The organism is Paraburkholderia sp. IW21, from assembly GCF_041321145.1.
Lineage (GTDB): Bacteria > Pseudomonadota > Gammaproteobacteria > Burkholderiales > Burkholderiaceae > Paraburkholderia.
Genome location: NZ_JBGGWA010000010.1, coordinates 46977 through 65687 on the forward strand (window position 1 = coordinate 46977; position 18711 = coordinate 65687).

Here is an 18711-nt window from a genome sequence, read left to right on the forward strand (position 1 = left end):
GATATCGGGCCAAATTGTCGCAGTTTAAGGCGGAACGAGCGCCTGGCCGGGGCTTGACGCCTAGAGGAAGCGCAATGACAGAGCAAGAAGCGGAGCGTAGTGTGTCGGCATGCGGCCTACATTGGTGAGCATCGACACCCTCTTTCCGGGACCATCATGAACCGCACCGATCCTATCGATACTGGCGCCGAAACTGCCGCCGGCACCACCAGCTGGACCACCGACGCCGAGCGTTGGGAAGCTGTCAGCCGTCGCGAGCCACACGCCGACGGTGCGTTCTTCTACGCCGTCAAAACGACCGGCGTGTTCTGCCGCCCATCGTGCGCGTCGCGCCAGCCGCGCCGCGAGAATGTCGCTTTCTTCGTCGACGCCGATGCCGCGCGCGCCGCGGGCTATCGCGATTGCAAGCGCTGCCAGCCTGGCGGCCTGCCGCGCGAACTGGAAATCGTCAATCGGGCTTGCGCCGCACTGGATGCCGATCCGCAACAGCGCCTCACGCTCGCGCAATTGAGCGACGCCGTGCACGTGAGCCCGTTTCACTTGCAGCGTCTGTTCAAGCGCGTAGTGGGCGTATCTCCGCGGCAATATCAGGCCGCGCAACGGGGTGCCGCGTTGCGCGATGCGCTACAGAGCGGGTCGGACGTGACCCGCGCCACGCTCGACGCCGGTTTCGGCTCGCCATCGCGGATGTACGACAGTGCCTCGGCGGAATTGGGCATGGCGCCGTCCGCGTTTCGCCGCAAGGGCGCGGGGCTTATCGTGCGCTATGCCGTCGCGCCGACCTCGCTCGGCTTCGTGCTGGTCGCCGCTACCGACAAAGGGATCTGCAAGATCGGTTTCGGAGACGATGCCGCAATACTCGCCGACGAATTGCGCAGCGAGTTCGCCAATGCCGAGCTGGTCGAAGATACAGCGCGGCTCGCGCCGTTCATCGCGCAGATCGACGCCTATTTGCGCGGCACCCGTCAGGACTTCGATCTGCCTTTGGATATCGCCGCGACCGCGTTCCGGCAACGCGTATGGGACGCGCTGCGGCGCATTCCGTACGGCGAGACGCGCAGCTATTCGCAGATCGCCGAAGCGGTCGGCGCACCTCGCGCGGTCCGCGCGGTGGCAAGCGCGTGCGCGACGAATCCGGTAGCGCTGGCGATTCCTTGTCATCGCGTAGTGCAGAAGGGCGGGGCGCTGGCAGGGTATCGTTGGGGTTTGCCGCGCAAGGAGGCACTGCTCGATAACGAGGCCCGGCACGCAGGCGACACCTCGCGCGATGAACCTGAGCGCCGCAAAAATGCGGCCATTGCTGCAACCACCACCAAACTGGACCACGCCGCGTGAGTACGCCTGACGACGTCGCAACACTCGAACTGCCGTTCAAACCACCCTTCGACTGGCCGCGCCTGCTGCGCTTTTTTGGCGGACGCGCGACGCCAGGCGTCGAAGCGGTGGAAGACGGCGCCTATCGCCGCGCCATCGATTGGGCCGGCGACAGCGGCACGCTGATCGTGCGCCTGCATCCGCGCAAGCGCTGCATTGTCGCGAGCATCGAAGGTCCGGCGAGCCGTCACGCCGACGCGCTCGCCACGCCAATCGCGAAGATGTTCGACCTGCATGCCGATCCGAAGAAAATCGGCCGCGAACTCGCCGTCGACCCGTGGCTCGCGCCGTTGATCGAAGCCGTGCCGGGCTTGCGTGTGCCCGGCGCCTGGTCGGGCTTCGAGCTGGTGGTGCGCGCCATCGTCGGCCAACAGGTCAGCGTGAAGGCGGCGACCACCATCATCGGACGGTTGGTGCAGCGTGCCGGCGAACGCATCGAGGGCCATCCGCATGAGAACACCGCTTGGCGCTTTCCGACGCCCGCGGCACTCGCCGCTGTCGATCTCGCGCAGATCGGCATGCCGGGTAAACGCGTAGCGGCGTTGCAAGGCTTCGCACACGCAGTCGCTTCAGGCGACGTACCGCTCGACAGCAGCGCAGTCGACGCAACCAGCCTGCGCGCCGCGTTGCTCGCACTGCCTGGCATCGGCCCATGGACGGTCGAGTATGTCGCGATGCGCGCATGGCGTGACGCCGACGCCTGGCCCGCATGGGACCTCGTGTTGATGCAGTCGATCTGCGCGCGCGACCCGTCGCTGATGCGGCCCACGCAGCAACGCACCCGCACCGACGCGTGGCGGCCATGGCGAGCGTACGCGGCGATGCATCTATGGAATGAGGTGGCGGACCGGGCCGGCGCCGCGCGAGGCGGCTGAGGCCGTGCGGCAGTCGGGGAGCAGGGCCGCTCGCGGTGGTGAATGCGCAAGCGCCCCGTGCGGCGGTTGAAGCCGTACGGTGATCGGGGAGAAACGCGGATCACGCCCCGGGCGCGTGGCGCGACGAGGTATGGGGCAGGCCGATTCGTCCAGAAAATAGACGGAGTTGAGCGGTCCGAAGGGCCGCCGGAGCGGCCTCAAGCAGCCGCCGTGGCGAGATGTTAAAGTGCCCGCTACCTGAAAATTCCGCCGAACGTTGTCAACCGCGCAGTGCTGCATGTCGCAGCGGAGCGGCACATGGCGGCCGACAACGCCCGACTCGCATCAATGCCAAACACGACACCTTCCCGCACGCATGACGCGTTCTCGCACCGCCTGTCCGTGCTGACCTCAGGCCCGCAGCGCGACGCGCTGATACGTGGCCTGCGCGGCATCGAAAAGGAAAGCCTGCGCGTGACGCACGACGGTCAGCTCGCCTTGACGCCGCATCCGCGCACGCTCGGTTCGGCGCTCACGCATCCGTCGCTGACCACCGACTATTCCGAGGCGCTGCTCGAACTGATTACGCCGGCTGAGCACGACGTCTCGATCACGCTCGAAAAGCTCGATACGCTGCATCGTTTCGTCTACGCCGAACTCGGCGACGAGATTCTGTGGAACAACTCGATGCCAAGCCTGCTGCCCGAAACGGACGACGGCATTCCGATCGCGCATTACGGCTCGTCGAATATCGGCAAACTGAAGTACGTCTACCGCATTGGCCTGGCGCTCCGTTACGGCCGCACGATGCAGTGCATTGCGGGCATCCACTACAACTATTCGCTGAACGAAGAAGTATGGCGGGTGTTGCATGCCGATCAGCAATCCACCGCGAACGCGGTCGACTTCCAGTCCGACCGATACCTCGCACTGATCCGCAATTTCCGCCGCACCAACTGGCTGCTGATGTACCTGTTCGGCGCCTCGCCGGCGCTGGATCGCCGATTCCTCCGCGATCGCAAACACACGCTCGAAACGCTCGACGCCGACACGTTGTATCGCCCGTATGCGACCAGCTTGCGCATGAGCGATCTCGGCTACTCGAACACCACGGCGCAAGCCGCGCTGCACGCCGACTACGACACGCTGCCGGGCTACCTCGACGCGCTCGCGAAGGCCGTGAGCCAGCCGTATCCCGCGTATGAGGCGATCGGCACCCAGCGCGACGGCGAGTGGGTGCAGATCAACACGAACGTGCTGCAGATCGAAAACGAGTTTTATTCGACGATCCGTCCGAAGCGCATCACGTATCCGGGCGAGCGTCCGCTGCATGCGCTTGGCGCGCGTGGCATTCAATACGTTGAAGTGCGCTGCATGGACATCGACCCGTTCGAGCCGACCGGCATTTCGCTTGAGACGTCGCGCTTTCTCGACGCTTTCCTGCTGGTCTGCGCGCTCGACGACAGCGCGCTGCTCCCGCCGGATGCGTATGCAGAGGCGAATCAGAACTTCGGCCGCGTGACGATGGAAGGGCGCAAGCCGGGCCTCGAACTGACGCGCGACGGCCAGGCGGTCGCGATGGCAGATTGGGCAAACGAACTGCTCGTCAAGATCGACGCAGCGGCGGCAACACTCGACGCATTGCACGGTGGCGACGCACACGCGCGCTCAGTGGCGGTTCAGCGCGCGAAACTGGCGGATGCGTCGCTGACGCCCTCTGCGCGCGTATTGCAGACGATGCGCGAGAAGCAGCAGAGCTTCCTCGCATTCGGCCTCGAGCAAAGCGAAGCGCACGCCGCGTATTTCCGTACGCGTCCGCTGGATGCTGCGCAGACGAAGGAATTCACCGACCTCGCCGGGCAGTCGCTGGCAGAGCAAGCCAAGCTTGAACGGGAAGAAGAGGGTTCGTTCGACGCTTTCGTCGCGGCATACCGGGCGTACACGCTGAACCGCTTCAGCGTCTGAACACCGTCCGTAGGTGATGTTCAAAAAGCGGCCGTGACGGCCGCTTTTTTATTGCGCACGGGTAACGTCTACGCAAAGCGATGCTGGCCGACCAGCCATACCGGCAAAATCTCCATTGGTTTTAGCGATTCGCTGAGGCATATGCAACACCGTGCCGGGGATGCGGTCCAACCTGGATGACACGCTCCAGAGCGGGAGGCTTCACCGTGATGAAAAAAGGTCTGATGGCCGTGCTGTGCCTGGCGGCGGCGGGATGTTCGACGCAGGGGCAGGTCGACCCGGACGTCATGCAGATCGCGACAACGCCGTTGACGTGTTCGACCAAAGCCGAGTGCGACGTGTGGTGGCAACGTGCGCAGACGTGGGTAACGAGCCATTCGAAATACAAGGTCGAATCGGCGACTGACACGTTGATCCAGACAGGGGGGCCGGACGGCGGCAAGCGCGCGTTGGCGTATCAGATTACGCGCACACCGAATCCTGACGGCACGGCAACGATTGGTTTCGCCGCGCATTGCGACGGCTCCCTTGGCTGCAAACCGAACCCGTGGGAAGCCGGCGCCGACTTCAAGGAATTCGTGCGAGGCACGGCGGCGAGTGCGCCGCAGAGCGGCGCGAAGCCAACGCAACCGGCACCCCCGACGACACACCCGGACGCATTGCAGGGCCAATCGATGCCGGGAACGAGTGGGGAAGCGATAACGCAGTGAAGAAAGCAAGCGCCTTGGCGTAAAACGGCGAGACAAGCGCCGAGTGGTTTTAAGAAGTACCCTTCGGCGCGCGCAGCGCCGCCGGAAAAATGATGCCCTTGTCACTAACGCCGAATGTGCGAGAACACAGATTCCACGGGGCCACTACCGGTTGTTAACCGCGGTTCCCACTTAGCATTAGCGGTTTAAAGCCGCTTTCTTTTGCCCACTTTTCTTTGCCCACCAAGTGGACTTCCTTCGGGGCGCGGCAAGCAAAGAAAAGTGGGTGCCGCCCCGCACAGGGGCCACGCAAATCGACCACTAACAAAACAAGGAAAGGCCACCGCCCCAGGCACACCACCCAACGCCACCGCAAAACACAACCAAGCCCTCAATGCCCCATAGAAGGCCCAACCCCCTTCCGAGGCTTAGTCACCCAAACAAGCACAGCAAGCACAAGAAACGCCGCACAAGAGATCCGAAAAAAGTCATTAGTGGCCATCATATAAGCCTGAGCTGTAACGACCCGATTCAACTGAGCGACGACGCCATCCCCAGCAAGCCCAATCCCGGCCAACGCATTGGTATAAGCATTAGTATTAGCCGCATAAACATTAACCGAATCGGACAACATCGCATGATGGTAGATCGTATCGTTCTCCCAGTACGTCGTACTGATAGCCGTCCCAATCGCCCCTGACAAAGTCCGAAAAAAGTTAGACAACCCGGAAGCACTAGCAAGCCGCTCATCAGACACGCTGGACAGCGTAATCGTAGTCATCGGCACGAAGAAGCAAGCCACCCCAATGCCTTGCACCAACCGCGGCCAGATCACATGATTGAACGGCACATCGAGTGTGAAAGTCGAATTCCAGAACGACACGAACGCAAACACGATGAACGCGAAACTCGCCACCACGCGCAGGTTCAGCCGATGCATGTTCTTGCCGATCATCGGCGACAAAAACAGCGCAAGAATGCCGACCGGAGCGGTCGCCAAGCCCGCAAGCCCAGCGGTATAACCCATCACCGTCTGCAGCCAGAGCGGGAAAATCACCACTGACCCAAAGAACGCCATAAACCCGAACGAAATGATCACCACACCGAGCGCGAAGTTGCGATCCTTGAACAGCGAGAGATCGACGACGGGTTCTTTCTCAGTCAACTCCCACACCAGCATGAAGGCAATCGACACGACCGCGATGATCGCCAGCGTAATGATCAACGTCGAGTTGAACCAGTCGCGATCCTTGCCGAGGTCGAGCACCATCTGCAGGCACGACACGCCGATCACAAGCAACGCGAGCCCAACCGCATCGATACGCTGTTTGGTGACCTTGGTCTCGCGGCCGCGCAGCAGCAGGAACGCGCACACCGCCGAGAACAAGCCGATCGGCACGTTGATGTAGAAGATCCACGGCCACGTGTAGTTGTCGGTGATATAGCCGCCCATCACGGGCCCGAAGATCGGCGCGCAAATCACGGTCATCGCCCATAGTCCGAGCGCAAGCCCGCGCTTTTCCGTCGGGTACGAGCGCATCAGAATCGTCTGCGAGAGCGGGACCATCGGCCCGGAAACAAGCCCTTGCAGAAGCCGGAACGCGATCAACGACTCGAAGTTGTGAGCGAAGCCACATAGCGCCGAAGCGATCGTGAAAAGCAGTACGGACAGCGTGAAGAGCCGCACTTCGCCGACGCGCCGCGCGAGCCAGCCGGTCAGCGGCACCGCAATCGCCGAGGCCACCGAATACGATGAAATGACCCAGGTGCCTTGACTGGTTGCCACGCCGAGGCTGCCGGAAATGGTCGGCACGGCCACGTTGGCGATCGATGTATCGAGCACTTCCATGAAAGTGCCGAGCGCGAGACCGACAGTAAGCAACGCCAGCGTGCCGCCTTTGAGCGGGGCCAGTTCGGCGGCGGGTAGGGCAGCGGCAGGAGCCGTGGCAGCCATGTGTTTCTCCTCAGCCGGGGAAAGCTTGTCGCGGCAGCTTTATCGCACCGTTCGAATGGCGCGCTTACATGCCGGATCACTCTCTGCCCAGACAGACAATTTCAAACGATGGCGCTTTCAAAAGCGCCTCTTGGTTACGCCTCGCCGTGCTCTGGCGGCGACTGTTCGGGTGATTCTTCCGATGATTCCTGCGGTGTCCCGAGTCCGCAACCCGCGCTTGCTCCCCCGCCGATCCCGTTCGCAATGAAACGGCCCAGCAGATCGAGCAAGGTAGCGTGGTCCGCGGCCGAAAATCCGCGCAATTGTTCGTTCAACACGGCAGCGCCCAAGCTGGGCAATTGCCGAGCCGCTTCGTGACCTTGCGGCGTTAGCTCCAGCTTGACCATCCGACGGTCGGCGTCGCTGCGCGTGCGCACCACAAAGCCTTTCTTTTCAAGGCGATCCAACAGGCGCGTCATCGATCCACTGTCGTAGGACATGGCACGCGACAACTCGAATGGCGTGCTCGCGCGTTGCGCGGACAACAGCAAGATCACACCGATCTGCTGAGCGGTCAGCCCTAACGGTTTGACCGCACGGTCCATCCGCTCGACAAGCACATTTCGCGCTTTCGTCAGGTAATAGCCGAGACTCGATTCAAGGTGAATCTCGTCCGCGTTGTAGGGGCCGTCGGTCATCGTGTATCCGGGAACATCGTCGAGCAGAACGGATTCTAGCTGCCTAAGCAGACAAGTCAAACGTGATCTCGCGTAGCGCGAACCGCACAAAAACAACACCGCTGTCGCGCGTCAACCGAAGTATCTTGAAATTTGATTGCATAGTCAATATTATTGTAGGCAACGAGTTACGCGCGACCCGCGCCACCCGAGACCATGTTCTGACCGATTGTCTGCACGCTGCGATGGCGCCGTGCGAAAAGGATTTCCCCCATGCTGTACCTGAAAAACACATTTGGCGGCTTGAGCCGCTCCCTGACCGATTCCGCGCTGAGCAGTTTTCAAGGGCCGCATCGCTGGTGGAAACTGGCGTTGTTCGCCGTACTGTTCGTGCTGCCCGGTGGGTCGGTGGGGATGATGGTGTTCGCCTGGGTTGAGCATCGGCGAGGGCAGAAGGGGGCTAAGGCTGCGCCATCGGAATCGGTGGGATCCTCGGTTGCAGCGGGAAGTGTCGCTCCGGTTATCAGCGCTGCGGCAGGCCCTGCCGGCGCTTGCCAGGCGCGCTCAGGGGCGGCGTGTCGGGCTGCGGCTGGCAAGCTGGCCCGGCAGACCACTTCATCGGATTCGCGGGTTTAATTCGCTTCTGACCGTGCCGCCGTCGTTGTCTGCGCGGCGCATTTGCGACCGCCAGGGCAACGAAGCCGGTAATAGCACGTAACCATCCCGACACCCCAAGTAACACACCTCCGCCTCCCCGCGCATTACCCTTTCAGTTTCCCGCCCGAGCGGGCTCCAAGCGGGCTCATACGCTAACATTCCCGTACAGCCCTGATCTCGCCCGGCCGGCGGTGCCGCCATCGGCCGCATTGCGGCGTCCAGAAGGAATTCATTGCATGCAGTTTGATCGAATCTCGCGCGCGCGGGCGATTGCGCCCCGCGCCCTGACTATCGCGGTCACCGCGGCCCTTGCGACCCTGCTGGCCGGGTGCGCGGTCGGCCCCGATTACAAGCGGCCCGCAGCAGAGATCCCTGCTTCGTACAAAGAAGCCGCGCCCGGCTGGAAAGTCGCCCAGCCGGCCGATCAGCAAGACCGCGGCGACTGGTGGGCCATCTACGATGACCCACAACTCAACGCGCTCGAAGACAAGCTGAACGCGTCGAACCAGACCATCGCGCAATTCGCCGCAGCTTACCGCCAGGCGCGAGCGCTGGTCGGCGAGGCGCGCGCGGCGTATTTCCCGACCGTGGGCGCCTCGGCCGGCGCAACGCGTTCCGGCAGCGGTTCGTCGTCCAGCGGCAACTTGACCACGGCGTCGAGCCGCGCCGGCGTCAGCAATAGCTATAACCTGCAACTCGACGCAAGCTGGGAGCCGGACCTGTGGGGCTCGGTCACCCGCTCGGTCAACTCGCAGAAAGCCGGCCAGCAGGGCGCCGCCGCCGATCTGGCGAACGCTCGGCTGTCCGCCCAGGCCACGCTCGCGCAAACCTATTTCTCGCTGCGCGCGCTCGACTCCGCCCAAAAGCTGCTCAACGACACCGTCGCGGCCTATCAGCGCTCGCTGCAGCTCACGCAAAACCAGTACGCGGCAGGTGTCGCCGCGCGCTCCGACGTGATTCAGGCGCAAACGCAGTTGCAATCGGCACAAGCAGCGGCAATCGACAATGGCGTCCAGCGCGCGCAGGACGAGCATGCGATCGCCGTCCTTGTCGGCGAACCGGCGTCGACCTTCTCGATTCCATCGATGCCGCTCACCGCCACGCCACCCGCCGTGCCCGCGCAGATGCCGTCGGCGCTGCTCGAGCGGCGTCCGGATATCGCGTCGGCCGAGCGCAAGGCGGCGGCGGCGAACGAACAGATCGGTGTCGCGATCGCCGCATTCTTCCCGTCGCTGACGCTGTCGGCCACCGGCGGCTTCCAGAGTTCGTTGTTCTCTCAATTGCTGACCGCGCCGTCGCGCTTCTGGACGCTCGGCCCGCAACTCGCCGCCACGATCTTCGACGCCGGCTTGCGCGAGGCAAAGACCGAAGCTGCTCGCGCTGCCTACGATCAGAACGTCGCGACGTACCGTCAAACGATTCTGGCCGCGTTCCAGGACGTTGAGGACAACCTCGCCTCGCAGCGCATCCTCGAACAGGAAATCGTCGTGCAGCAGCAAGCGGTGGATTCGGCTCGCCAGGCGCTCGCCATCGTCACGAACGAGTACAAGGCGGGTACGGTGGGCTTCGTCAACGTGCTGACCGCGCAGACCACGGCCTTCACGGCAGAGCAGAAGCTGGAGAGCATCGCCGGGCAGCGGATGGTGTCGTCGGTGGGACTGGTCAAGGCGCTCGGCGGCGGCTGGGATGCGTCGCAAATGAACCGCGAAACGGGCGACGTAGCGGCGCCGGCACCGCTGCCGGCAGCGTCGGCGACGCCCGTGGCGCAAAGCGGGGCCGCGTCGCAACCGGCGCAGAGCAACTAGGCGCGCCGTTCTCAAAAGCAAATGCAAAAGAGGCATGACCGCGTCGCGCGGCCATGCCTCTTTTCTTCACCACACCGAAGCGTGCCGACTCGCGTGAGGCGGACGCCTCAATGCATGAACGTCAACGCGACCGTATCCGGTCCGCTTGGCCGCCCCAACAGGTTCAATAGTCCCGCGAGGTTGTCGCGCGCTTCCGGGGCAGCGCTGGCCGTCCCATGAAACGACGTCGAGGCTGCCGACATCGTACCGTTGCCGGTCAACATCAGCGGCCCTTTCATGGTCGTCAGATCCAGCGTGGACGACGCGCCTTGCGCCTGAAACAGCAGCCGGTACGATCCAAGCGGCTTGACCAGCGAGACGCGCGAGCTGACGTCGTTCAGCGTCACGGTCAGCTGGCCGAACGCTTCGTGATTGAAGCTGCGCCAATCCGACCATGACAACCGCACGTCGCCTTGCAGATCGAGCGTATTGAAAGGCGCGCCGAGGCCGCTCAGCAGCGACGCCGGCACGGCTATCGCGCCCGGCGTGACGGTCGCGCTGCGCGGCGTGGCGTCGACGGTGATCGGGTCGGGCATCGCTTCGCTATGCCGCATGATCATCCGCACCCGGCCGGTGAAGAGCGGCCAGAACGCCGTCCGCCATTCGATCCGCCCGGGCAGCAACGTCGCCGCGCTCATATCGGAACCGGCGGCGAGCATCAGCGTCGCCGAGCCGTGCCACAGCGAGCCGGCCGGATCGACGAGATTGACGTGTCCACCGGTCTGTTTGGCGAATTGCGGCGTGATCCAGGCGGCCGGCAACAGGGTGAGCATTACGGCCGCGCTCGCCAGCACCGCGACCGCCAGCCAGGGTAGCGCGACGCGCAGGCGCCGCATCCAGTAATTCATGCGAGATCCTGTGACGGCATGGTCATTTCGCGGTAGACGGCTGCAACGACGCCGTCAGATCCACTTGGCCGTCTTCCTTGAGCGCGGTCGCGTGCGCCTCGGCGACCTGCACCTTGAATTGCTTGCGCGCATCGTCGACCCAGCTGGTCCATGCGGGGAACGATGCGTTCTTCATCTGGATCTGCACCGCGTTGCCGACCACCTGCACCTGAGTCGCGGCAAGGCCGTGATCGGCGAGCGAGGCGGTGAGCGCGTCCTTGAGCGCGGCGCCGGTCGGCGCGACACCCTGAGCCGCCGCCGATAACTGCCGCGCTTCGTTCGACTCCGCGGTCATCTGCGCCAGTTGCCGCTGCAAAGTGGGCAGCGATTCACGCAGATGGGCGCGGCCCTCCTGCGCCGGCGCCCACAGCACCGACCACGCGATCACCACGGCCAGCGCCCCGCCGCCCCACGCCAGCAGCGTTTTTTCGCGCTCGGTGCGCTGGTCCCAGAATCCAGCCCAGCTTTGGGCGAGTTCAGCTTTCATTGTCCGTTCCTGATGGTCCACTTGCCGGTGTTGCTGTCGATCGCGCCGGTTAGCCCATTGCGCGCGAGGCGCTTGGCGAAATCGGCATCGAGCTTTACCTCGGGCTTGAAGGTCACGTCGAGCCGCCGGTCGTGATAATCGAGCGCGGCGATACCGTTGACGGGCACCGGCGCCAACGAGCGCGCCAAGCCGTCCGCCAACGACAGAAAATCGTCCGGCGACAGCTCACCCGCCGCCACGCGCAACTGCTGCAGCTGGCGCGACATCTGGTCGGGCGCATCGAGCACGACCGTCGTCTTGGGGAAAGTGTTGAGGAACAGCTCGGTCATCTGCGTGTTGATCGCGTCGCGTTGGCGCGCGAGCATCAGCCACTGCACATTCGCGCCGACAATCGCGATCACCAGCGCGCCGATCGCCAGCATGACCGGCAAGCGCAAGCGGCGCAGCGTCGCGCGGTCGAGCCGCCACGGCTGCGACGCGAACTCGAACTGACACAGGTCGAAGCGGCACTCCAGCGCGCGCCGCGCGAGTTGCTCGAACGGCAACGGGCTGGCCCCGTGCACGTGGGCAGCGAGCTTCGCCGGGCCGGTGGCAGCGAGACTCGGCTCATTGCCGGGCACCTCGGTCAGCATGTACAGCGAGACCCGCGCAGCGCCGGCGAGGGCGCTGAGGGTAGCGTTCACCGCATTGGCGGGCACCGCCAGCCCTTCGCCTTGCACGCCGCGCGCGATGGCCAGTTCGACCCGCGGCGCACCGCTTGCCATCGCGCTTTCGATCACGCCTTCGAGCAGCAACGCGGGCGCCGTCTGGACGACCGCGCCGAGCACGGCGGCCACCATCGGCACCACCGATGCGACGCCAGGCGCCACCACCGGCGCCACGCCCGGCAGCGACGTCGCCACGCTAGCCGAGCCCGCCGCGACCGGCTCGCCCGCATTGACCATTTCCGCGACTTCGGCGGGCGTATCGAGCGCGACCGCTTGAGGCAGGCAGCGCGTGACCGGCACGGCGCGCACGCTGCGGTGGCCGGCTGCGGCAAAGCCCTCGCAGATGAAGCGGAACCAGCCGCGGTCGATGATGGCGAGCAACTGCCGCCCGCCCGCGACCGGTTGCGGGTCGACGGCGATGTGACAGGTTTGCGGGTCCTGGATCAGTTGATCCTCGACGATATTCGGCAACGCCTGACGCAGCCTCGGACCGCGCAATGGCGGCAGCTTGGCGGGCATCATCAGCAGGTCGCGCGCGGCGACCATCAGCACCGTCGACGAAGCGCGCGGCAGCAGCGCGAGCGCCGAGCGGCCCGTGCGTTGGGTGCGGCCCGATTTGTCGAGCAGCACGAACGGCAAATCCGGCAGTTGCCATTCCTGCGATGGCACCGCCGGATCACGCGGCGGAAGTAGGACGATCAGCGTGCTCAAAGGCCACTCTCTCTGGGAAAGGCGTTATTCATAGTTGGTCTTGTACCCGCACGATACGCGTAGTGTGCGTCATTGCATCGCGATAGACGAGGGTCGTGCGGTCCACTTCCGCGCGTTCGTGCTGCACGCGGCCGTGGATCAGAAAGTAGTTCGTGTTGACGTCGAGTTCATTGGGATCGATCGAGATCGACTGCACGCCGGCGCCGCGCAAAGCGAGTTGCACATCGCTGACGTTATGAAAAAACACTGTCTGCCTGCGCGCGACGAAGGCTTGCGCGGAGGACAGATTCATTCCTGGTACGATCGCCGCGATCACTTCGGCGGAGGCCGTATTCATGTTGACCGCCGAGACCGTCGGCAGAACGATGACGAACGGCCGCAAGCGCGCGACCATTTCCGGCGTGTAGCCGGGGATATCGAGCAACGAATCGACGCTGGTCATTTGCAGCGGTGCGAGGTCCGAGCTGTCGCCGCTGTCGTCGAGACCGGGTTTGTCGGTGAAGCTGCCGCCGGTGGCGCCGCCCTGAACGGCCGGTGTCGCCGTTGCGCCGGCAGTGGACGTGACGGTCTGGAAGCGGGTCGCCGATTGAGCGAGGCTGGCGCGTATCTGCACGGCGGTGTTTTTCGCCAGTTGGCTGTTCACGCCGAGGGACACGAGCAAACGCTGATAGGCGCCGATCTGTTCCATGTTCAGTTGCATGACGCCGGGCGCAGGGCTCGAAACCAGATTGCGGAGGTTGAATTTCGCCTGGGCGTCTTCGATTGAACCTGAGAGGTAGGTTTCCGCGCCTTGTTCCGCGCGCACTTCGCCGATCTGGCCGAGGAAATCCGACAGACGTGTTTTGGCGATGGGGACGCCCCATAGGCCGCCCAGGTAGGTGATGCCTGCTGAGGTGTCGCCCTCCGAGCGGAGGATCAGGCGCGTCCAGTCAAGCGCGCCTCGTGCTATCCAGTGGGCTTGCGATAGCAGGCGCTGGTTTTCTATCCTTCGGATTTGGACTTGCTGGCGCCAGAGCATGCCCGATACTAATATCGCTGATAGCGCGACTACTAGTAGGGCGCTGATGATTGCCGCGCCTTGCTGGTTTGCCTGCGGCGCTTTGTTTTTTCGTTGTTTGCCTGGGGCTTTGGCATTTCCTTGTTTTGTTTGTGGTCTATTAGCGTTCCCCCTGTGCGGGGGGGCACCTACTTTTCTTTGCCTGCTGCAAAGAAAAGTAGGCAAAAGAAAGCAGCTCAAACCGCTAATGCTAAGCGGCCCCCCTGGCTTGGAGGGGCCAGTGGCCCCGTGGAATCCGTGTTTTCGCACATTCGGCGTGAGTGACAAGGGCGTCATTCTTCCGGCGGCGCTGCGCGCGCCGAAGAGTAATTCGCCAAACCGCGGGGCGGGGGCGTTCGCCGCGAGAGCCCTCGGCTTCGCCTCGGCGATGCGCCGAAGATAAACCACCGGTTTTTTGATGTACCCCTCCGGCGAGCACGCAGTGCGAGGCGGGAGGTATGACGCCCTTGTCACTGACATTTGAACGGACGCGGGCCCGGATTCCACGGGGCCACTGGCCCCTCCAAGCCAGGGGAGCCGCTTAGCATTAGCGGTTTGAGCTGCTTTCTTTTGCCTACTTTTCTTTGCAGCCGGCAAAGAAAAGTAGGTGCCCCCCCGCACAGGGGGAACGCCAATAGACCACAAACAAAACAAGGAAAGCCACCGCCCCAGGCAAACAAAAGCCAAACCCCCCCGCGGAAACAAAAGAAAAACCTTCATTTCATTCCCCGACGAGAAAAACCCGCGTAATGGGCCGCGCCAACACCTTAGCCCCAACACTCACTTCCAGCCCAGTCACAGACCGCGGCAGCGGAGCATTCCCCAACTGGGGCACTTTCAAATTATTATCAGCCTCCGTAATAGCCCCCTGCACATCTTTCATCTGCGTGGTCCAGCCGACCTTAGGCACATAAAGACGAGCATTGATAGCCCCAACCCCGCCCATCAAAGGCACCGCCGTCCATCCATCCCCCTCACCACCGCGCAGCGCGCGCCGCAAATCCCCAACATTTCCCAGCGGCAGCGACGCATACCGCACCACACGCCCCTCGGACACCCGATACCTCACCACCTGCAAACGCGGCGCCGTCCCTGGCAACACTATCTGCCGCACGATCTGCAACACGCTGCCGCTCACCGACACAGCCGCCTGTCCCGCTTCATCATCCGACACGGCCTGCCGCGCATCGATCCGCATCTGATCGAACAACTGCGCAAACACGCGCTCGTCTTCCATCGCGTTCGTAATCGTCTGCCGGCCACGAATGATCTGGTCGAGCCCGCGCCACGACAACACGGCAATCACCGCCATGATCGCAATCGCAACCAGCAACTCGATCAGCGTGAAACCACGCGCGCCCGACCGGCGGCGGCGCTTAGAGCGAACGGTTGTTTTCATTCGCGACCACCGTGACCATCTGAGCAAGATTGCCGGAATGCCCGGGCATCGTCACCATCACTTCCACTCGACGAAACACCGGATTCGGCGTCGCCGTCACATGCTCGGTACACATCAACTGCAAATTGCCCTGTGAGCAGTCAAAGCTCGTCGAGCCGACGTTCGGCCAGCCATGTGTCAGATGCAATTGCGCCAGCGCGTTGTCCGCGCTCCAACCGGCCAGCAAGCGCCGATGCAAATCGGCTTCGCCGCTCGCGAGACTCCCCACCGCGCGCAACGACGCCGCCAACGCGATTGCGATGATCGCGAGCGCCACCAGCACTTCGATCATCGTAAAACCGCGCTGCGGCGCGTACGCTCCCATGTCCCTGCAACGACGCATCTCAGTGCACCTCATAGCGGCCATTGCCGGTGCCGACAATCGTCGCGCGCCCCGCCCCCGAATACAGCGTGATCTGTACCGGCACGTCGATCGCTTCGGTGCCGAACACGATACGGCTCGGGTGCGAATCCGACCCGGGGTAATTGATCGTCACCCCGGTCACACCGCCTTCCCAACGGCGCGGGCCGAGCAGATCGTCATGCAGGGGGCGCCAGCCGTCTTCGGTACGCAGATCGAAACGATAGCCGCCGTCAAGCGGTTGCCACGCAATCGGCCGCGCGCGCACCTGAGCTTCGTCGCCGGCCGATTCGAACAGCAACGCGAGACGCTGTGCTTCTTCGTTCAGATCGGTGCGTGGGTTGCGGGTCATCGTGAGCGCTGTCAGCGATACCAGAATGCCCGCGATCACCAGCACCACCATCATTTCCAGCAGCGTGAAGCCAGCCGCACGCTTCGGTCCGCCTCTGCGCATGCCATGCACATCGTGCATGCGCGCGCCGGCACACGCCGAGTGCGGCATCAGGACCATACTCGGCGTGTCCACACGGGACTTGCAAGCGGACATACGCATAGTGCCGGCCACCAACAGTGAGTCATTAAGACGCGCGGCGGATCGCTACAGAAGGGGGGCGATCCGGCACGTTTGAAAATCAGGAAATTACTGCCACGAACCTATGTCGGCGTCATTGCCTTCGCCACCGGTTTTGCCATCAGCGCCATAGCTGAACACGTCCACTTCGCCATGCACGCCCGGGTTCAGATACTTATAGCCATTGCCCCAGGGGTCGTTCGGCAGACGCTCGAGATAGCCGCCATCCTTCCAGTTGTTCGGCACCGGATCCGTACTCGGCTTTTCGATCAGCGCGCGCAGGCCTTGTTCCTGAGTCGGGTAACGGCCGTTGTCGAGGCGGTAGAGTTTCAGCGCCTGCATCATCGTGCCGATGTCCTGCTTGGCGGCCACGCGCCGTGCTTCGTCTGGACGACTCATGATTTTCGGCACGATCAATGCGGCCAGAATGCCCAGAATCGCGATCACGACCATGATTTCAATCAGCGTGAAGCCGCGTTGACGACGGCTGCGCGGACCCGCGATTTCAGTACGGCGAATGGTCGACAGTTGCATAGCTTGCTACCTCTTTTCAGGTGAAATTTTCGATCGGGCGGGATGCATGTATCAACAATCGGAGTGCCATTGAACACGCCCAGCCGGTCATTTTAATGTCATGCAGTTGAAGGGTTGCGAGAAAACGCCAGGCCGCCCCAAGTTTCCGCTCCGCAGGACGTCTCCTGAGAGATCGCCTCCCCTCGGGGGCCTGGCGCGAAGCGTCGGTTAGGGCACTTTCCCCCCACGCAATTTTCACAATAGTCCGTACAATATGCGCATGAACGCCATCCAAATCCGCCTTCTGTCGCTCGCGCTGTTTGCCGTGTTCTGCGCGACGCTGACCTACTGGGTCATCACGCTCTCCACGCTGTCGGGCGCGCCGTTGCCCGCTGCCGCCGCGCATGCGCAGGTCTCGACCGACCAGGCCGCTACGCTGTTCGGCGGCCAGCTCACCCGCGGCGCCAACCAGGACGTGCATCTGTTCGGCATCCTCGCTTTGCGTGAAGGCGCCGCGGCCATCGTCAGCGTCGGCGGCGAACCGCCGCGTGCGGTGTCGCTCGGCAGCGCGCTCATGCAAGGCGCCAAACTCTCCGAAGTCCGCGCCCGCTCGATCATCATCGACCGCAATGGCGCGCATTCCGAAGTGTTCCTGCCGGCTAATCCGGCAGGTCCTACGATCTACGTCCGCTGACCCGGGCGTACTGCCTGGTTTCAGCTGATTGCGCGGCGGTCGCTTTACTGCGGTAGACGCAGTCGCCGTGCAATCGAAAAGCCGCTCCGCTTTACTGCACCAGGTTGTTCAACTCGATGATAGGCAGCATCACCGCCAGCACGATCACCAGCACCACACCCCCCATCGCCAGAATCAGCAACGGTTCGAGCAGGCTCGTCAGGAACATCGTGCGACGCTCCAACTCGCGCGCTTCGCCATCGGCCGCGCGGTCGAGCATGGTCGTCACGTCGCCGGTTGCTTCGCCCGAGCGAATCAGGTGAACCAGGACCGGCGGAAACGTCTTCGTATTGCCGAGCGCGCGCGACAAGGACGTGCCTTCGCGTACGCGCACGATCGCATCGTCGATGTTCTCACGCATCGCGTTGTTGCTGAGCGTTTCAGCGGCGGCTTGCAGCGCGCGCAGAATCGGCACGCCCGCCGCAGTCAGAATGCCGAGCGTGCTGGCAAAGCGCACCGTGTTGTAGCCGCGCACGAGTTTGCCGAGCAGCGGGGCGGTCAACAGCCACCGGTCGAAGGCGAGGCGGGGACCGGGTTGCCTCAGGATCGAGCGCACCAGATACACCAGCACGACCACGCCGATCAGCATGGCCCACCACCAGTGCCGCACGAAGCCGGACAGCGCCATCATGGTGATGGTGAGAATCGGCAGTTGCTGTTTGGTGCTGGCGAACACGTTCACCACTTGCGGCACCACGTAGCTCAACAGAAACGTGACGATGCCGAAGGCGATCAGGGTCACGATCGCGGGGTACGTGAACGCGAGCACGATCTTCTGCTTCAGCGCGTTGCGTTGCTCGATGTAGTCGGCAAGACGCGACAGGACGAGGCCGAGCTTGCCGGTATGTTCACCGGCGGCCACCAGCGCGCGATAGATCTCGGGGAAGTCGCGCGGATGCTGCGTCAACGCATTCGCGAGCGAATGGCCGCCGAGCACTTCGGCGCGAATCGACGCCATCAGCTCGCGGATGTAGTCGCGCTCCGATTGCTCGGTCAGCACCGCGAGCGCTTCGTCGAGCGGCAGCCCGGCGATCAGCAGGCTGGCCAGTTGACGCGTGAGAATCGCCTGTTCGCGCTGCGACAAACGCCGCCCCAGCGACAAGCGTTGATTGCGCTCGCCACGCGTGCGCGTCGCGGCCGGTTCGACGACGAGCGGCGTCAGCCCCTGCGACCGCAGGTTGGTTCGCGCGCCGCGCGCGCTGTCCGCGTCGAGCACGCCTTTTTGCGCCTTGCCCGCTGCGTCGATCGCTTCGAAACGAAATGCCGGCATGCGC

General features: G+C 63.6%; 18 protein-coding genes. 7 read left to right on the forward strand and 11 right to left on the reverse strand.

Annotation, left to right across the window (positions count from 1 at the left end; all coding sequences use genetic code 11):
* Positions 1-156 precede the first annotated feature (156 nt).
* The 4 genes from ada to ACAX43_RS22790 all read left to right on the forward strand — a co-directional run bounded on the left by ada (position 157) and on the right by ACAX43_RS22790 (position 4903).
* Positions 157-1335: a bifunctional DNA-binding transcriptional regulator/O6-methylguanine-DNA methyltransferase Ada gene (ada, locus tag ACAX43_RS22775; protein ID WP_370710674.1), complete on the forward strand. Its 1179-nt coding sequence runs from the start codon at positions 157-159 to the stop codon at positions 1333-1335.
* Positions 1332-2249, forward strand: a complete 918-nt coding sequence (locus ACAX43_RS22780) for a DNA-3-methyladenine glycosylase (RefSeq protein WP_370710675.1) — start codon at positions 1332-1334, stop codon at positions 2247-2249. Before ada ends, ACAX43_RS22780 begins: the two co-directional genes overlap by 4 nt.
* Positions 2250-2576: 327 nt before the next feature.
* Positions 2577-4193 (forward strand): glutamate--cysteine ligase, encoded by a 1617-nt coding sequence (gene gshA / locus ACAX43_RS22785; RefSeq protein ID WP_370710676.1) that lies wholly within the window; start codon positions 2577-2579, stop codon positions 4191-4193.
* Between the two features lie 209 nt (positions 4194-4402).
* A complete protein-coding gene (locus ACAX43_RS22790; RefSeq protein WP_370710677.1) occupies positions 4403-4903 on the forward strand; it encodes a hypothetical protein in 501 nt (166 codons plus the stop codon).
* Between the two features lie 370 nt (positions 4904-5273).
* Here ACAX43_RS22790 and ACAX43_RS22795 read toward each other — a convergent pair whose 3' ends face one another.
* Positions 5274-6836: a DHA2 family efflux MFS transporter permease subunit gene (locus ACAX43_RS22795; RefSeq protein WP_370710678.1), complete on the reverse strand. Its 1563-nt coding sequence runs from the start codon at positions 6834-6836 to the stop codon at positions 5274-5276.
* Positions 6837-6970: 134 nt separating this feature from the next.
* Entirely contained in the window at positions 6971-7513 is a 543-nt protein-coding gene (locus ACAX43_RS22800; protein WP_370710679.1) for a MarR family winged helix-turn-helix transcriptional regulator, read from the reverse strand.
* Between the two features lie 252 nt (positions 7514-7765).
* Between ACAX43_RS22800 and ACAX43_RS22805 the strand changes: the two genes are divergently transcribed.
* Complete coding sequence (locus tag ACAX43_RS22805) at positions 7766-8128, forward strand: hypothetical protein (RefSeq protein WP_370710680.1); 363 nt, start codon at positions 7766-7768, stop codon at positions 8126-8128.
* 257 nt (positions 8129-8385) lie between these two features.
* On the forward strand, positions 8386-9954 hold the full coding sequence (locus tag ACAX43_RS22810) for an efflux transporter outer membrane subunit (protein ID WP_370710681.1): 1569 nt from the start codon (positions 8386-8388) through the stop codon (positions 9952-9954).
* Positions 9955-10061: 107 nt separating this feature from the next.
* Here ACAX43_RS22810 and ACAX43_RS22815 read toward each other — a convergent pair whose 3' ends face one another.
* The 8 genes from ACAX43_RS22815 to gspG form a co-directional block, all read right to left on the reverse strand.
* Positions 10062-10841: a type II secretion system protein N gene (locus tag ACAX43_RS22815; protein ID WP_370710682.1), complete on the reverse strand. Its 780-nt coding sequence runs from the start codon at positions 10839-10841 to the stop codon at positions 10062-10064.
* Between the two features lie 22 nt (positions 10842-10863).
* The gene (locus ACAX43_RS22820; RefSeq protein ID WP_370710683.1) at positions 10864-11367 is read right to left on the reverse strand and encodes a type II secretion system protein M; all 504 of its coding nucleotides are present in this window, start codon (positions 11365-11367) and stop codon (positions 10864-10866) included.
* A complete protein-coding gene (gene gspL, locus ACAX43_RS22825; RefSeq protein ID WP_370710684.1) occupies positions 11364-12785 on the reverse strand; it encodes a type II secretion system protein GspL in 1422 nt (473 codons plus the stop codon). Before gspL ends, ACAX43_RS22820 begins: the two co-directional genes overlap by 4 nt.
* Positions 12786-12813: 28 nt before the next feature.
* The gene (gene gspK / locus ACAX43_RS22830; RefSeq protein ID WP_370710892.1) at positions 12814-14118 is read right to left on the reverse strand and encodes a type II secretion system minor pseudopilin GspK; all 1305 of its coding nucleotides are present in this window, start codon (positions 14116-14118) and stop codon (positions 12814-12816) included.
* Between the two features lie 424 nt (positions 14119-14542).
* Positions 14543-15220 carry a type II secretion system protein J gene (locus tag ACAX43_RS22835; RefSeq protein ID WP_370710685.1) on the reverse strand — a complete coding sequence of 226 codons (678 nt, stop codon included), beginning with the start codon at positions 15218-15220 and terminating at the stop codon, positions 14543-14545.
* Complete coding sequence (gene gspI / locus ACAX43_RS22840; protein WP_370710686.1) at positions 15198-15602, reverse strand: type II secretion system minor pseudopilin GspI; 405 nt, start codon at positions 15600-15602, stop codon at positions 15198-15200. Before gspI ends, ACAX43_RS22835 begins: the two co-directional genes overlap by 23 nt.
* Before the next feature lies 1 nt (position 15603).
* Entirely contained in the window at positions 15604-16092 is a 489-nt protein-coding gene (locus ACAX43_RS22845) for a GspH/FimT family pseudopilin (protein WP_370710687.1), read from the reverse strand.
* A 168-nt stretch (positions 16093-16260) separates the two neighbouring features.
* Positions 16261-16725, reverse strand: coding sequence for a type II secretion system major pseudopilin GspG (gspG, locus tag ACAX43_RS22850; RefSeq protein WP_370710688.1), 465 nt, complete (start codon positions 16723-16725; stop codon positions 16261-16263).
* A 259-nt stretch (positions 16726-16984) separates the two neighbouring features.
* Here gspG and ACAX43_RS22855 point away from each other — a divergent pair, with 259 nt between their 5' ends.
* On the forward strand, positions 16985-17398 hold the full coding sequence (locus tag ACAX43_RS22855; RefSeq protein ID WP_370710689.1) for a type II secretion system protein N: 414 nt from the start codon (positions 16985-16987) through the stop codon (positions 17396-17398).
* A 91-nt stretch (positions 17399-17489) separates the two neighbouring features.
* Here ACAX43_RS22855 and gspF read toward each other — a convergent pair whose 3' ends face one another.
* Positions 17490-18707 carry a type II secretion system inner membrane protein GspF gene (gspF, locus tag ACAX43_RS22860; RefSeq protein WP_370710690.1) on the reverse strand — a complete coding sequence of 406 codons (1218 nt, stop codon included), beginning with the start codon at positions 18705-18707 and terminating at the stop codon, positions 17490-17492.
* Positions 18708-18711: the final 4 nt, after the last annotated feature.

What these genes read in the sequence shown, in the direction of transcription:
- ada (WP_370710674.1), top strand. Translation starts at nt 157, where the DNA reads ATGAACCGCACCGATCCTATCGATACTGGCGCCGAAACTGCCGCCGGC.
- gshA (WP_370710676.1), top strand. Translation starts at nt 2,577, where the DNA reads ATGCCAAACACGACACCTTCCCGCACGCATGACGCGTTCTCGCACCGC.
- ACAX43_RS22790 (WP_370710677.1), top strand. Translation starts at nt 4,403, where the DNA reads ATGAAAAAAGGTCTGATGGCCGTGCTGTGCCTGGCGGCGGCGGGATGT.
- ACAX43_RS22795 (WP_370710678.1), bottom strand. Translation starts at nt 6,836, where the DNA reads ATGGCTGCCACGGCTCCTGCCGCTGCCCTACCCGCCGCCGAACTGGCC.
- ACAX43_RS22800 (WP_370710679.1), bottom strand. Translation starts at nt 7,513, where the DNA reads ATGACCGACGGCCCCTACAACGCGGACGAGATTCACCTTGAATCGAGT.
- ACAX43_RS22805 (WP_370710680.1), top strand. Translation starts at nt 7,766, where the DNA reads ATGCTGTACCTGAAAAACACATTTGGCGGCTTGAGCCGCTCCCTGACC.
- ACAX43_RS22810 (WP_370710681.1), top strand. Translation starts at nt 8,386, where the DNA reads ATGCAGTTTGATCGAATCTCGCGCGCGCGGGCGATTGCGCCCCGCGCC.
- ACAX43_RS22815 (WP_370710682.1), bottom strand. Translation starts at nt 10,841, where the DNA reads ATGAATTACTGGATGCGGCGCCTGCGCGTCGCGCTACCCTGGCTGGCG.
- ACAX43_RS22820 (WP_370710683.1), bottom strand. Translation starts at nt 11,367, where the DNA reads ATGAAAGCTGAACTCGCCCAAAGCTGGGCTGGATTCTGGGACCAGCGC.
- gspK (WP_370710892.1), bottom strand. Translation starts at nt 14,118, where the DNA reads ATGACGCCCTTGTCACTCACGCCGAATGTGCGAAAACACGGATTCCAC.
- ACAX43_RS22835 (WP_370710685.1), bottom strand. Translation starts at nt 15,220, where the DNA reads ATGAAAACAACCGTTCGCTCTAAGCGCCGCCGCCGGTCGGGCGCGCGT.
- gspI (WP_370710686.1), bottom strand. Translation starts at nt 15,602, where the DNA reads ATGCGTCGTTGCAGGGACATGGGAGCGTACGCGCCGCAGCGCGGTTTT.
- ACAX43_RS22845 (WP_370710687.1), bottom strand. Translation starts at nt 16,092, where the DNA reads ATGCACGATGTGCATGGCATGCGCAGAGGCGGACCGAAGCGTGCGGCT.
- gspG (WP_370710688.1), bottom strand. Translation starts at nt 16,725, where the DNA reads ATGCAACTGTCGACCATTCGCCGTACTGAAATCGCGGGTCCGCGCAGC.
- ACAX43_RS22855 (WP_370710689.1), top strand. Translation starts at nt 16,985, where the DNA reads ATGAACGCCATCCAAATCCGCCTTCTGTCGCTCGCGCTGTTTGCCGTG.
- gspF (WP_370710690.1), bottom strand. Translation starts at nt 18,707, where the DNA reads ATGCCGGCATTTCGTTTCGAAGCGATCGACGCAGCGGGCAAGGCGCAA.